General features: G+C 64.6%; 9 protein-coding genes. 7 read left to right on the top strand and 2 right to left on the bottom strand.

The window, feature by feature from the left end:
* Positions 1–100: 100 nt before the first annotated feature.
* The 6 genes from DAT37_RS15990 (at position 101) to DAT37_RS15965 (ending at position 6,541) form a co-directional block, all read left to right on the top strand.
* Entirely contained in the window at positions 101–1,324 is a 1,224-nt protein-coding gene (locus DAT37_RS15990; RefSeq protein WP_232839770.1) for a DUF7373 family lipoprotein, read from the top strand.
* 208 nt (positions 1,325–1,532) lie between these two features.
* Positions 1,533–2,552 carry a DUF7373 family lipoprotein gene (locus DAT37_RS15985; protein WP_157978506.1) on the top strand — a complete coding sequence of 340 codons (1,020 nt, stop codon included), beginning with the start codon at positions 1,533–1,535 and terminating at the stop codon, positions 2,550–2,552.
* A 5-nt stretch (positions 2,553–2,557) separates the two neighbouring features.
* Complete coding sequence (locus tag DAT37_RS15980; protein WP_157978505.1) at positions 2,558–3,778, top strand: DUF7373 family lipoprotein; 1,221 nt, start codon at positions 2,558–2,560, stop codon at positions 3,776–3,778.
* Positions 3,779–3,899: 121 nt separating this feature from the next.
* Entirely contained in the window at positions 3,900–5,483 is a 1,584-nt protein-coding gene (locus DAT37_RS15975) for a serine/threonine-protein kinase (RefSeq protein ID WP_109525669.1), read from the top strand.
* Between the two features lie 399 nt (positions 5,484–5,882).
* A complete protein-coding gene (locus DAT37_RS15970) occupies positions 5,883–6,212 on the top strand; it encodes a WXG100 family type VII secretion target (protein WP_109525473.1) in 330 nt (109 codons plus the stop codon).
* A gap of 35 nt (positions 6,213–6,247) precedes the next feature.
* Positions 6,248–6,541 carry a WXG100 family type VII secretion target gene (locus DAT37_RS15965; protein ID WP_109525472.1) on the top strand — a complete coding sequence of 98 codons (294 nt, stop codon included), beginning with the start codon at positions 6,248–6,250 and terminating at the stop codon, positions 6,539–6,541.
* 75 nt (positions 6,542–6,616) lie between these two features.
* Here DAT37_RS15965 and DAT37_RS15960 read toward each other — a convergent pair whose 3' ends face one another.
* Positions 6,617–8,059 carry a type VII secretion-associated protein gene (locus DAT37_RS15960; protein ID WP_109525471.1) on the bottom strand — a complete coding sequence of 481 codons (1,443 nt, stop codon included), beginning with the start codon at positions 8,057–8,059 and terminating at the stop codon, positions 6,617–6,619.
* On the bottom strand, positions 8,059–12,099 hold the full coding sequence (gene eccCa, locus DAT37_RS15955) for a type VII secretion protein EccCa (protein WP_109525470.1): 4,041 nt from the start codon (positions 12,097–12,099) through the stop codon (positions 8,059–8,061). Before eccCa ends, DAT37_RS15960 begins: the two co-directional genes overlap by 1 nt.
* Positions 12,100–12,274: 175 nt before the next feature.
* Between eccCa and eccD the strand changes: the two genes are divergently transcribed.
* Positions 12,275–13,741 (top strand): type VII secretion integral membrane protein EccD, encoded by a 1,467-nt coding sequence (gene eccD / locus DAT37_RS15950; protein ID WP_109525469.1) that lies wholly within the window; start codon positions 12,275–12,277, stop codon positions 13,739–13,741.
* Positions 13,742–13,769: the final 28 nt, after the last annotated feature.

Below are 13,769 nucleotides of genomic sequence, written 5' to 3'. Positions count from 1 at the left end.
AAGGCACCGTGAAGTCCCAAGAGAGCAGGGTCGCGGGACGAACGCTCGCAATGCCGGTGCAGTAGCATGCCCGGAGATCGTGGGTATCGAAGGGGGAGCAGTGAATTTCGTCAGGCGTCCGATGGCCCGCGCCGCCTACGCCCTACTCGTCACCGGTGTCCTGATGGCTGGTGCAGCATGCGGATCGGAAATCTCGGGTACACCCGAACGAACGCCCTCCGATACGTCGCAACTCGACGTCGGCAACTATCCGACAGCACCACGCGGAATCGGTAACGCCAAGAACGATAAACAGGCCCGCGCTCGTGAATCACAACGCCTCGCAGATTTTGTCATGCTCCCGTACGAGGCCGACCCCAGTTACGTAGAGGACACCTGGGCCGTTCGGTCGCATGTGGTACTGAATCGGAAATCGCTCGATCGGCTTGTCATCAACGACACCTTCGACGATGTCGCGAAAGATCTGGTAGCAGGCTGGGTCAATGCCTGGTCGACGGGAGGTGCCGTCGACGCCCCGCGACGCGTGTTGAACATCGCGGTGCTGATGTTCCCGGACGCACAGACTGCGGCACAGGTCGGGCCGACACTCGAACACGACGATTTCACCTACAACCGCGACAACGAACCGGTGTCGATTCCCGAACACCTGAACACGACGGCGCATTGGCGTCCCGGCGTCTCCTCGATCGGTTCATGGACGGTCAAGGATCGCTACGTCGTCTTCATCAAGGTCATCGATGACACCGCCGCCCCCGATCTGCTCTCGCTGACCGGTCATGTGGATCGAGCGCTCGACGTCCAACTGCCGCTGTTGGACAAGTTCCAGCCGACTCCCGCTGCCGAACTGCCTCGTATACCGCTCGATCCCGGGGGGCTCCTGGGTCGCACCCTGCCGAGCAATCCCGAATCCCCGATGCGGGCCGAACCCGATGGGCTCTATACCGGCCGCGGGTCGGTGACGCTCCTGGTCGCGAGCCCGGACACGCTACCCGAACTCGAACGTAGCGGCATCGATCTGGTTTCGTTCGGCGATGCCGTCGTCTTCCGAAGCCGAAACGCATCGGGTTCGGAATCACTGTGGCGGGCGTGGCGCCCTTCATCCGATCTCGACGAAAAAGAGAGAAAGGTCGGTGGGCCGACCGGGATCCTGAACGATATCGAATGTGTCGCACATCTGGTGAAGGCCGGAGATCCCTCTTCGGCCGTCGCATTTCACCGATGCGTTTTCCGAGTCGACCGCTACACCGTACAAGTGGCGGGCAGATCGCTGCAGGACGTCCACCAGAAGGTCTCCGCGCAGTACGCCCTGCTGACGAGCAACTGAGGACGGACACCACGTGACGAAACGACTCCGTGTCATCGCCGCACTGGGCGCCTGTGTCGCCCTCGTGGCCGGTTGCGCCGGTTCTATCGTCGGAAACCCGCAACCTGGATTGGCCCCAGTTGCGGTGGAATTGCTGAAAACCGGCGGGAACGCCACTGAACCGACGCCGTTCGACCTTCGTCTCACCGACGGTGTGAAGAACGTTCGCATGATCGAATCACGCCGAATGCTGAACTACCTGATCCATCCTTTCGATATCGATCCCGAACTCACCGATACCGGCTACGTGAGGTTGATCGCGGACCCACGAACCATGACGGTGGACGGCGCTTTTCCTGAGATCTACAAACCGATCGCCGAGCGGTTCGATGTGGTGGCAGGCGCATACGCGACCAGGACCAACGGAAGCCTGCGCGCGACCAAGAAACTGATCATCTCGGTCCTGCGCTTTCCGAACGACATGATCGCGTCCAGCGCGGCGGACGAATTCGATCGCGTCAGCACACAGGCGAGGCCACGTCGACCGCTTGCGATCGACGGTTATACCGGTGCACGCGCGACCGTAGCGGACGATCTCTCGATCCTGTCCTTCCAACCCCACGGCCCCTATGTGATCGTCACCAACGCGTCTCTACCGCAGCCGAACGCGGAGGTGCTCGCGGGGCTGGTGAAGAAGACTCTCGACAAACAGATCGCCCGTTTGGACGAGCAGAAGCCGACGCCGCTGGACGACCTACTGGACTTCCCGACCGATCCGGATGGCATCATGCGTCGCACGGCTCCGAAATCGAAGGAATACACCGACCCATTCTTCAGTCAATACGACGAGATATTCGGAACCTTCGAAACGGAGGGGATCCTGCATTATCTCGCCAACCCGATCGAGGTGCGCAGGGCATTTCAGGAAGGCGGGGTCGATCTGGTCGGTCGACGGGCGAGCACCGTGTACCGAGCCCGTGACGTCCGCGGCGCCATCCTGGTGCAGACGGCACTGACCAGGCTGGCTAAGAACGAGGAACCGCTGGACCCACCGCCGGGTTTGAGTGACGCCCGATGCGTATTGCTCGAAACCAGGGACTTGAATCTGGACTTCACGTCGTTCTGCGCTGTGGTCTATGACCGATATGTCGCCGTTGTCATCGCTTCGGCGCCGACGCTGGCACGCGTCGATCGCGGCTTGCAGGAGCGGACAGCGGCTCAGTACTCGATTCTGGCGAAAAGCGAGTGAAGCCGATGCCACGTGCTCATGTCGCTACCGCCGCACTCCTCGCATTGGCACTGACCGTGGGTGCGTGCGGAGACGACGAGAGCACCACACCGAAGACACCCGAAGTCCAGATCGGCGCCTTGGACTCGGGGAACCACAACACCACGCCGATCGACGTCGAGCGAGCCCGGACCCCCGAGTCCGGTTCGATTCGCGAAGCCATCAGGATCGGCGCTGTCACACCGCTGATGGTGGATATCGACAACCGCCTCATCTTCAACTCGTCCGCGGTCTTCAATCGCAGACTGATCACACCGACCTTCCCGCCCGATGTCTTCGTCTCGACCGAGGTCGGCCCCGAGGAGTTCAATGCGGTTGCCCCCGGACTGATCGCGGGCTGGTACTCATCCGGACAGCGACGCGAAAAAGCAGAACTCGGTCGGACGGCAACTCTGCATACCCTGCGTTTCGGCGACGCCACACTGGCAGGTACCGCACTTCGGGCGCTGGCAGACCGAACGGCAGGCACCGAATACGCCATCCCGGGCCACCCGGAGACAGCGGCGAAGGCGAGCATCGGGAACTCTCTGCGCCCACCCGCCGTCGATGCCTGGTCGGCGCACAACGACATGCTGATCCACGTGCGGGTCGAGGATCCGCTCTCGGTTCCTGTGGACCCGGCCCCGATGGCCGAACTGGCCGGTCGCATCATCGATAGACAGATCGAAATGCTGTCCGCGTACGCGCCGACCCCGATCGACAAGATCGCCACCCAGCCGTTGGACGTCGACGGCATACTGAGCCGGGTTCCGCTCTATGAGAAAAATGATCTCCCGGTCATCGGCGCGAATCCGTGGGGGGTCTATCCGCGCCAGGTAGCGCTACAGGCCGAGGAGCAGCCTCATCTGGCACGTCCGGCCTTCGCGGACGCGGGAGTCGAATTCCTGGCAATCGGGAATGCCGTCCTCGTCTATCGGACACAGGACAACGCGAGTACAACCCGACTCATCGCCGCATTGCGGTCCATGATCGTGGACGAGGACATCTATCAGAAGGCCGATAGCCCACCCAATTTGCCGTCGGCGCAATGTGTCGAGGCAAAACCCAATACAACGTCGACTTCTCGAACCCGACCACTGTGCTGGGTACCGATCGGACGAGATATCGCTCAGGTCACCGGGCAGAACCTCCAGGACACCCATCAGCGAATAGCCGCCCAGTACAAATTGATGGTCGCCGATCGATGACGTCGAATGTCGTCACACCGTGCGAACGCGGGAACTCGGATTCCGGGAGCTGCGCCACGATGTGCGCGACCCCCGGCCCAACTCGTACGATCGGGCAGCCCATATCATCGAGGAGGATCGAATGGCATTGCGGCCCGGAGCAATCGTAGGTGGCTACCGCGTTCTCGACACCCTCGGCAGCGGTGGTATGGGAACGGTGTACCTCGCGCAGAACCCGATCCTGCCGCGCCGGGACGCGCTCAAGGTTCTCAGCGCCGATTTGTCGACCGACCCTGAATTCCGCGCGCGTTTCGAGCGTGAGGCCAATCTCGCAGCGGGGCTGGATCACCCGAATATCGTCGCGGTCTACAACCGTGGCGAGGAGAACGGCCAGCTGTGGATCGCGATGCAGTACATCGACGGAACCGATGCCGCCGAGGAGGCGAGAAAAGGCCCATCGGCGATGACACCCCAACGTGCGCTGCGCATCGTGAGCGAGGTCGGAAAGGGTCTCGATTACGCCCATAGACGAGGTCTACTGCACCGCGACGTCAAGCCGGCGAACTTCCTGCTCTCCACAGTCGACGGCAACGACGAGGAGCGGGTGCTGCTGACAGATTTCGGCGTCGCGAAATCCGTCGAAGACGGCCAAGACCTCACCGGCACGGGCAATTTCATGGCGACCGTGGCATACGCGCCACCCGAGCAGTTGGTCGGCAACCGCCTCGATCCGACAGCTGATATCTACAGCCTGGGATGCTCGCTCTTCAAACTTCTCACCGGACAGAATCCCTACCCCTCGACATTGCCCGCCGTGGTCATGATGGGTCATTTGCACGAGCCCCCTCCCAAACTCAGCGCCGTCCGTCCCGGGTTGCCCGCGGCATTGGACGTGGTGCTGGAGAAAGCCCTGGCCAAAGACCCGGTCCAGCGCTACCGCACCTGCCGTGAGTTCGTGCAGGACGCAGAGGCGGCACTCCACGGTGCAGCACAGCGCTACCGCGCACCGGTCACCGATCCACACGCGAATTACGTATCGCCGACCACTCATCCGCGTATGACTGTCGGCCATCCTTCCGATCCGCAGGCCACGTTCACACCCCATTTCCTCGACCGGGATCCGACCGACCAGAGCACCGTGGCGACCGAACGCAACCCCCGCGATGCCAGACTCTCGCGGTTTCGGAAACTACTGGTCCCCGCCATCGTGACGGTGGTCGTCGCGGTCGCGGTCGCCGCCGGAACGTTTTTGCTCGTCGGCGGCGGGGATTCCGGAAATTCCGGCGGCGGCGACCGACTCACGCAGATTCGCAATGCGAATCCACAGTTCGCGGGCAAGACCGTGACAGCCTTCAACTACGACAGTTCCACACTGTCGGTCGTGCTGAACCCGAGTGACCAAGCGGAATTCTTGCAGGACATGGGGTTCACCTACAGCAGCGAATACCGAGCGGTGGGCGTCGAGAAATCTCCCAGACCGTTGTCTGCCAATGCTTATTCGGCGAAAGTAGATTCTGACGTCATCATCATCGTGCGTTCCGACAGCCAGGCGGGAAACGGTGGTCTCGGCGGACTCCCCGGGTCGCTTCTGGCCGGTTCCGGAAAGTACGTGATCGTCGACGACCTGGCAACGGTTCAGGCATTCAAGATATGGACCGAACAATCCCCGAATACGCTCGCGGACAAGTTGATTCCGGTTATCACCAAAGTACTTCCCAAGCAGTAGTTCGGCGGCGCGCGTCACTCGATCCCTTGTCGTCGAGAGCATTTCGTGCGATCGGTGACTTGCCGGTAGCGTTCGGCCTGCCCGTTCGGTAGGGTGATGCCAGCCAGCCCACTCGCCAGTTCAGGTGGTAGCGAGCAGGGGGAAGGAGGGGACAGCGCTGGCAGCGACCGACGCGACAGCACCCGCGGTCGAGATATTCGAGATGTCCGGGGGGATCTCATCAAGACCCCTGTCCTCGGTGACAGCCGGTCCACCGAAGCGCAGGTGCGATTCGTGATTACCCGCCATCAGTTTTTTCCGATCTGGATGGAACCGATCGCACCCGGGGCGCGTCCAACCATATGAACAGGTCAGCTGGGCACTCGCATTTGTTGACCACGTACAGGAAGAGGAGCCGCTATGGCAGGGTCATTGAAGGCCGATAATGCACTCATCGGCCAGAAGGCCAAGGAGTTCCAAGAGCAGCACAACAACCTGATGCTCGCGATCCGCCAGTTGAAGTCCGACGAGGATGCCGTCACCAACGGCGCCAACTGGCAGGGTATGGCGCGCGACGCGTTCAACGCCTTCATGGAGCGCTACTACGTCCAGGCCGACAAGCTCAACGACAAGCTCATGGAGACCTCCGAGAAGCTGATCAAGGCCGGGTCGTCCTACGAGGACCAGGACACCGACTTCGCGCAGAAGGTGCAGGCGCAGGTCTCCAGCCTCGATCTCCCGCCGGTCTAACCACTTCCAGAAATTCACGAACAAGGAGCTGAAATATGAGCGGCAAGCCTATCTCCGCGAATTTCGCGGGTGTCGAACAGGGTGCCCGGGACATCATCCGGCGCGGCGAGGCCATTCGCGATGAGCTGGAGCAGTTTCACAAGAAGGTCGAGCAGTTCGTCGCCGAGCAGTGGGAAGGTGACGCCAACGAGGCCTTCGCCGAGTTGCAGCGTCAGTGGCAGACCCACGTCACGCAGTTGAACACCACGCTCAACGGCGCGGCCCAACTCGTGAGCTCGGGTAACTCGGAGCTGCAGAGCACCGACTCCGCGCTCGCGGGCCTCTTCTGAGTTCGACTCGGAACTGTTCGTGCCCCCGGCGATTTCGCCGGGGGCACGAACTATTTCACGACCGAAACAGAAACCCTACGGCATCACATCGACCGAGGCCGCGAACTCTTCGCAGGTCGTAGCCAGCGCTTCCCATCCGTTCCCGACGTACTGGCACCCGATGCTCACCTGGGTCCCGTGTTCCACCAAGATGTGCCAGCGCACGGTCGAGCCGCCCTCGGGCTTCTCGGTGTAGGCCAGCATCGAACGGCCGCCGAAGACGACGTCGCGGCGCAGGTCGCTGATCGTCGGCTTCTGTTTCATCTGGTCTGCCAGATCGGCGGCGATCTGTTCGTATCCGGCGTTCGGGGCGACGGAGCCCTGGATGACGGTGATTCGCAGTCTGGTGCCGTCGATCGGTGCGAGGTCGATACGGGAGCCGCCCGTGGCGGGGGTGGCCTTCCAGTCGTCGGGGATCTGAAAACGGATGCGGCCGAACACTTCCTGTGCTGGCGCGGGCGTGGCGGTGGGGGCGGCGATTCTCGTCGTCGTGGACGGGGCGGGGGCCGTCACGGTACTGCTGGGCGGGGGTGCTGCCGCCGCATCGTCGTCGGAACCACCGAGTGCCACGACCGCGCCGACCGCCGCGGCGGCGATCACGACGACGGTCGCGACAGCGCCGAGGATGTACATCGTCCGGCGCTGTTTCGGGTCCTGTTGCGCGGCCGCGCGTTCGCGCAGGGGTTGCAGCCATTCGTTCGCGGGAAACGCGGGGGCTGGGCGGTATCGGGGTTGCGGCTGTGCGGAGCGAACCAGATCGGCGCCGGTCACCGGGCGTACCTCGGCATCGGATCCGCATACCTCCAGCACCGAGGACCGGATCGTTTCGAGTTGCGCGGGAGTCGAAACGCCTACTACTCGAACGATATCGACCGGTCGGCCATCGAGGAGCGTGCCGAGCAGTGAGGACAGGGTCCGGGCGGCGCGCGGGTCGGCACCGAGGTCGGTGACCGCGAGATCCGGTTCGAATTCGCAGGATTCGAGTTGGGGACCGTGTAGGCCGGGTGTCACCGTGGACGCGGTGGTGGTGATCGCGCCGAATTCCAGGACCACGCTGCGTGCGGCGCGTGCGGCCGAGAGGTCGGTGGTCACCGAACGGATGGCCATTTCTTCGAAGGCCACGTCGGTGGTGAAGCGGCGGACGGCGGCGTCGACCACCGAACGCCTGCGCCCGCCCCATTCGGTCGGGCAGACCACGATGACACGTTCCGCGGGCGAGGCGACGCCGAGATTCTCGAAGACCGCGTCGACCAGCGCGGCCATGGATTCGACGACGGTGGGCACGCGGGGCAGGAGCGCGATCCGCTCCGCGGGGACGAACTGGACCGCGGAACTGACCTGGGTCGGAGGGGTCAGCGACTCCCCCACCACCAGATTTCCGTTGCTGCCCAGCACCACCGACGGCGGCACCTCCCAGTGGGTGGCCGGGCCGACGGCCCAGACCCTGGTGTCGGTCATGACCAACTCGACGGTCGACATCACTCCGCCGCCGGCATCCAGGCGAGCTGGATCAGTTCCTGCGCGTTACGGGTGATGAAGTGACCGCGGCCCGGCGGCAGCGGGCTCGGGCGCACGGTGCCCATCAGCACGCCCTCGTCCTTGTTGCAGCTCATGATCAGGCCCGCGGAACCGAGATCCTTCATGCGCGCCATCGTGGCTTCGTACATGGCCCTGGCCGAACCACCCGAACGCCGCGCGATGATCAGGTGGAAGCCGAGGTCGCGGGCGTGCGGAAGATGTTCCACCAGAACCGATGTCGGATTGCCCATCGAGGTGGCGACCAGATCGTAGTCGTCGATGATCACGTAGAGCTCCGGACCGCTCCACCAGGATCGGTCGCGCAGTTGTTGCGGGGTGACGTCCGCACCGGGGGTGCGCTGGCTGACGTAGGCGGCCAGATCGGCCATGTTCTGGGTGAACTGCGGCGCGGTCGAACCGTATCCGGCGAGGTAGCCGTCGGGGACGAGGCCGAGCATGGAACGCCGGTAGTCGCCGAGGATGATCCTGGCCTGGTTCGGGGTGTTCGACGCCGCGATACCGTCGATGATCGAACGCAGCAGGGTGGTCTTACCGGATTCGGTATCGCCGATGATGATGAAATGCGGACTCTCGTTGAAGTCGATGAAGACCGGGGCCAGTTCGGACTCGTTGATACCGAGTGGAATCCGCATGGTCTTGACGTTCGGATCGACCTGCGAAGGCCAGTTGCCCACGTGCTGGAGCAATTGTTCGCGGGGCAGCACCTCGGGCAGCATGCGGGCGGCGGGCGCGGCGCGGCCCGGGGTGAGCCGGGCGATGGTCGACACCGCGTCGGCGACGGCCTGACCCAGATTCGTCGGGTCGGAGCTGCCGTCGATGCGCGGCAGGCCGGTGAGCATGTGCAGGCAGTCCGGTGTCATACCGCGGCCGGGGCGGCCCTGCGGAACCAGTGCCGCGAATTTGCGGCCCAGGTCGGAATCCATCGGGTCACCGAGTCGCAACTCGATGCGGGTGGCGATCTGATCCTTCAGGGCGGGACGTGCCTCGGCCCAGCGGTTCAGCGCGATCACCACGTGCACGCCGTAGGAAAGACCCTGCACCGCGAGGTTCATGATCGGCTGTTCGAGCGGCTCGAAATCCTGTCGGATCGAGCTGAATCCGTCGACCACGAGGAACACGTCGCCGAACGGATCGTCGTGTGTGCCCGCCGCCGCCGGACTGCTCGACGGGTCCATGGATCGCAGCCGCCGGAACTCGGCCATCGATTCGATGCCGAGCGCACGGAAACGTCCCTCGCGCTGACGCACGATGGTGGTCATCTCCGCGATCGTGCGGCGGACCTTGTCCTCGTCCAGGCGACTGGCGACCGAGCCGACATGCGGCAGTCCCTCGAGACTGCCGAGCGTGCCGCCACCGAAATCCAGGCAGTAGAACTGCACCTGTTCGGCGGTGTGGGTCATGGCCATCGCCATGATCAGGGTGCGCAGCGCGGTCGACTTGCCCGACTGCGGACCGCCGACCACCGCGATATTGCCGCGTGAGCCGGAAAGGTCGACCACGAGCGGGTCGCGCCGCTGGTCGTAGGGACGGTCGACCAGGCCGATGGGCGCGCGCAGGGTCGCGGGCGAGGCGTATTCGCCGGTGAGGACCGAACGCGGGATGAGCTGATCCAGGGTCGGCGCCTCGTCGAGCGGCGGCAGCCAGATCTCGTGCGCGGGACGGCCGTGCCCTCGGATGCGGGAGACCAGCATGTTCAGGTTGGACATCTGGTCGCCGTCGTCATGCTGATCGTCGGGTTCGTGGGTGGGTTCCTGCGGCAGCGGAATCCGGTCGACAGCGCGGAAATCGACGTGGTGGGCGGTGAAGGGCCTGGCCCTGACGTCGATTTCGCCCCCCGCGATACCCGCGCTGGTGACCTCGCGCTGCGACCCGCCGCCGACATAGGGGCCGGAGACGTAGGACGCCTGGAAGCGCTGGATCTCACCGGAATCCGACTTGAGGTAACCGCCGCCGGGGATACCGGGCAGGTTGTAGGCGTCGGGTACCCCGAGCACCTGGCGTGATTCGTTGGCGGAGAACGTCTTCAGACCGATGCGGTAGGAGAGGTGGCTCTCCAGACCCTTCAGCTTGCCTTCTTCGAGCCGCTGGGACGCGAGCAGCAGGTGGACGTGCAGCGACCGGCCGAGGCGGCCGATCATGACGAACAACTCCGCGAAATCCGGGTGCTGGGTGAGCAGTTCGGAGAATTCGTCGAGTACGACGAACAGCGCGGGCAGCGGATCCAGATCCGCGCCCGCGGCACGGGCCTTCTCGTATTCGGACACGTTGGCGAAATTGCCCGCCTGGCGCAGCACTTCCTGGCGGCGGTTCATCTCACCGGCCAGCGCGTCGCGCATACGGTCGACGAGATCGGCTTCCTCCTCGAGGTTGGTGATGACGGCGGCCACGTGCGGCACGCCGTCGAGACCGAGGAAGGTCGCGCCGCCCTTGAAGTCGACGAGGACGAGGTTGAGCTGATCCGGTGAGTGCGTGGCGAGCAGGCTCAGCACCAGGGTGCGCAGGAATTCCGATTTACCGGAACCGGTCGCGCCGATGCACAGACCGTGCGGACCCATACCACTCTCGGCGGCTTCCTTGATATCGAGTTCGACGGGCAGTCCGTCCGCGCCGACGCCGAACGCCACCCGCAGCCGCTCCCGGCCGTAGCGGGGCCGCCAGGCGTGCTCGGGATTGAAGGTGCCGATATCGCCGAGGCTCATCAGCTGCGACCAGGTCGAGATCACCTCGCTGTCGTCGGCTTCGACGTCGCTGCTGCGCTGGGTGGCCGCGCGATACGGTGCGAGCCTGCGCGCCACCTGCTGGGCCTGCTGGCTGCTGATCCGGTCGATGAGCGCGAAACGCTCCTGATTGCCGGTGGCGCCGCGACCGATGCACTCGCCGTTCTCGATGACCATCTTGATACCGCGCGACACCGCCAGGCGCGGCGCGTAACCGCAGAGGTCGATGATGGTGACGCCCTCGAAGCCGGATTCGCGCAGTTGATCGTCTTCGGCCTCGAGCAGGCCGCCGTCGACCACGATGACGATATGGACGAGATTGGCGTTCGCGGGCTGATTACGGGAGTAGCGGACGCGATTGGCGAGCAACGAATGCAGGCTCGCCATCGCCTCGCGGATCGAGCCGAAGAACATGCGCTGGGAGCCGATCCCGTCCTGCGCGTCCGGATGCTGGGTGTGCGGAAGCCATTTGGTCCATTCCCATTCCCGCGCGGTGTCCGGCCCCGCCACCACGGCGACCAGAACCTGGTCGGGCGCTTGGAACATGCACAGCTGCAACAACATCGCGCGTGTCATATCGCGGGCCTCGACCCGGTCACCGTCGAGGGCGATGGTCGCGAAACCTTTGACCGCGATGGCCGTCGGCAGATCCGGCACGGTGGAATGGGCGCGCACGAACCGGCGCAACGACACCGCGGCGATCGGCTCCAATTCCTCGACCGGCCCGGTCTCGGGGGCGACGAGCCTGGTCGCCAGACGCTGACCGCCGATGCCGATGCGGGCGTGGCAGAAATCCTTGTCCCCCGCGCGCCGCTCCCACATCCGGCTGGTACCGGCCAGCATCCAGATCAGCGCCGGTTCCGGATGACTCCATTCCACCGAAGCGCGCTGCTGGGAGGCGGTTTCGTCGACATCCTTGCGGACCTGGTCCAGGTAGCGCAGGTAGTCCTTGCGGTCCTCGTTCGCCTCCGCCGCCTTCGCGCCCTTGCCCCCGCTCTGGCCCGCGAACATTCCGACCATCGAGAACATCATCATGAGCGGGAACATCATGCTCATGGGGTTCGACGCGATGCCGCCGCCCTGGGTGAAGAGCAGGGCCATCATGCCGACCATGCCGATCACCATGACGACCGGCATCATCTTCGACAGCAGATTGCCGGGTGTCACCCGGGGAATTTCGGGCGGCGGCTGTAATGTGACCTCACCACCCGGGGTACGGGGCATCTCCCGACGGGCACGGCGCTGGAACCGGACAGTACTCATCGGTCGAGAAATCCCCCTTTTGCATGCTGCAACTTCGGGCTCAGTGTAGAGGCCGCTGCCGACATGTCGTACAGTTCGTCCTGCATTCTGCTGTCAGGACGCCGGGGTTCGCAACCTCGCCGCCTCGGGCGCGCGTCAGCGGAAGTACGAGGTAGAACACGAAGTTGGGGGAAGTTTGACGCACGCGCGCCTTGACCACATCGACGAAGACTCCTCCCGCGGGATCGTCCGCGCGCCGGATCTGGCGCGGGTCACCATCCTGGCCAAACACACCCAGGTGGACATGGCCATCCCGGTCGACGTGCCGGTCGCGTTGGTCATCCCGAGCGTCGTCGACATGGTCGCTCAGCACAGCCGGACCAACGATTTCGACAACGAGGGCGAACGGTACGAGCCCGCCGAGTGGGTACTGGCCAGAATCGGTCAACCGCCGCTGTCCAATTCGCTGAGTCTCGGGGAACTCGGCGTACGCGACGGCGAACTGCTGATGTTGGAAAGCGCCTCGCATATCGCGCCGACACCGCTGTTCGACGACATCATGTACAACGTCGCGATCGCCGACGCGGACCACTACCGAAGCTGGACACCGAAAACCGCGCGCCTGACCGGCTCGGTGCTCGCCGCGATCACGATGGTCATCGGCTGCCTCGGATTGCTGATGTCGCCGGACGAACTGCCGGTGTGGGTGAGCGGTTCGATCGCGCTCGGCGTCGGAATCCTGCTCGTCGTCGCGGGCATGGTGCTCAGCCGCATGTACGGCGACACCAGGACCGCCCTCGTCCTCGGCGGCTGCGCGCTACCCGCGGCCTTCTCGGCCGGAATGCTCTACGTCCCCGACGATTACGGCTGGGCGCACCTGCTGCTCGGCTCGGTACTGCTCGGCGCGACCTCGATTCTCGCCTGGCGCGTCACCGGCGTCGGACTCGCGCTGTTCATCGGCACCGCGACCCTGTCGGTGTACGCGGTTCCCGCGGCCATCGTCGGATTGCTCACCGATCAACCGGTCAAGGCGATCGGCGCGGTCGCCGCGGCCATCGGCCTGGCCGGACTCTCGCTCTCGCCGCGGATCTCGATGCTGCTCGCGAAACTCCCGCTGCCTCCCGTGCCCTCCCCCGGCACCCCGATCGATCCGACCGAGGACGATCCCGACGATCACCGGGCGCTGCCGACCATGGACGCGCTGCGGGTGAAATCCGAGCGGGCCAGGATGTACCTCGCCGGGCTGGTATCGGCGACCACGCTGGTCACGGTGGTCGGCGCGCTGGCGGCCACCGATCCGGAGTCGGGTGATCCGTATTGGCAGGGGATTTCGCTCGCGCTGGTCTGCGCCGCCGTGCTGATGTTCCGCAGCCGCACCTACGCCGGCGCGGAACAGGCCGTCGTCCTGATCGCGGGCGGCGCGTCCATCGTGCTGCTCATGCTGGTGGGGGCCAGTTTCGAGATGGATATGCCGCTCGGGGTGTTCGGGGTGGCCATGATCATCCTGATCGCGTCGCTGATCCTCGGCATCATCATCCCGAACCAGTCGGCGACACCGCCGATGCGTCGCGGCGTGGAACTGCTCGAATACGCCTTTGTCGCCGCCGTGCTGCCGCTGGTGTTCTGGGTGGCCTCGCTCTACTCCCTCGTCCGCGGACTATGAGTGCGGGCAACGAGCCGAAAGCGATGAG

The organism is Nocardia aurea (assembly GCF_003123685.1).
GTDB lineage: Bacteria > Actinomycetota > Actinomycetes > Mycobacteriales > Mycobacteriaceae > Nocardia > Nocardia aurea.
This window is presented reverse-complemented; position numbering and strand designations above follow the sequence as displayed.

Excerpts from the sequence above, each read along its gene's own strand:
- DAT37_RS15985 (WP_157978506.1), top strand. The coding sequence starts at position 1,533 with ATGATCGAATCACGCCGAATGCTGAACTACCTGATCCATCCTTTCGAT.
- DAT37_RS15980 (WP_157978505.1), top strand. The coding sequence starts at position 2,558 with ATGCCACGTGCTCATGTCGCTACCGCCGCACTCCTCGCATTGGCACTG.
- DAT37_RS15975 (WP_109525669.1), top strand. The coding sequence starts at position 3,900 with ATGGCATTGCGGCCCGGAGCAATCGTAGGTGGCTACCGCGTTCTCGAC.
- DAT37_RS15970 (WP_109525473.1), top strand. The coding sequence starts at position 5,883 with ATGGCAGGGTCATTGAAGGCCGATAATGCACTCATCGGCCAGAAGGCC.
- DAT37_RS15965 (WP_109525472.1), top strand. The coding sequence starts at position 6,248 with ATGAGCGGCAAGCCTATCTCCGCGAATTTCGCGGGTGTCGAACAGGGT.
- DAT37_RS15960 (WP_109525471.1), bottom strand. The coding sequence starts at position 8,059 with ATGTCGACCGTCGAGTTGGTCATGACCGACACCAGGGTCTGGGCCGTC.
- eccCa (WP_109525470.1), bottom strand. The coding sequence starts at position 12,099 with ATGAGTACTGTCCGGTTCCAGCGCCGTGCCCGTCGGGAGATGCCCCGT.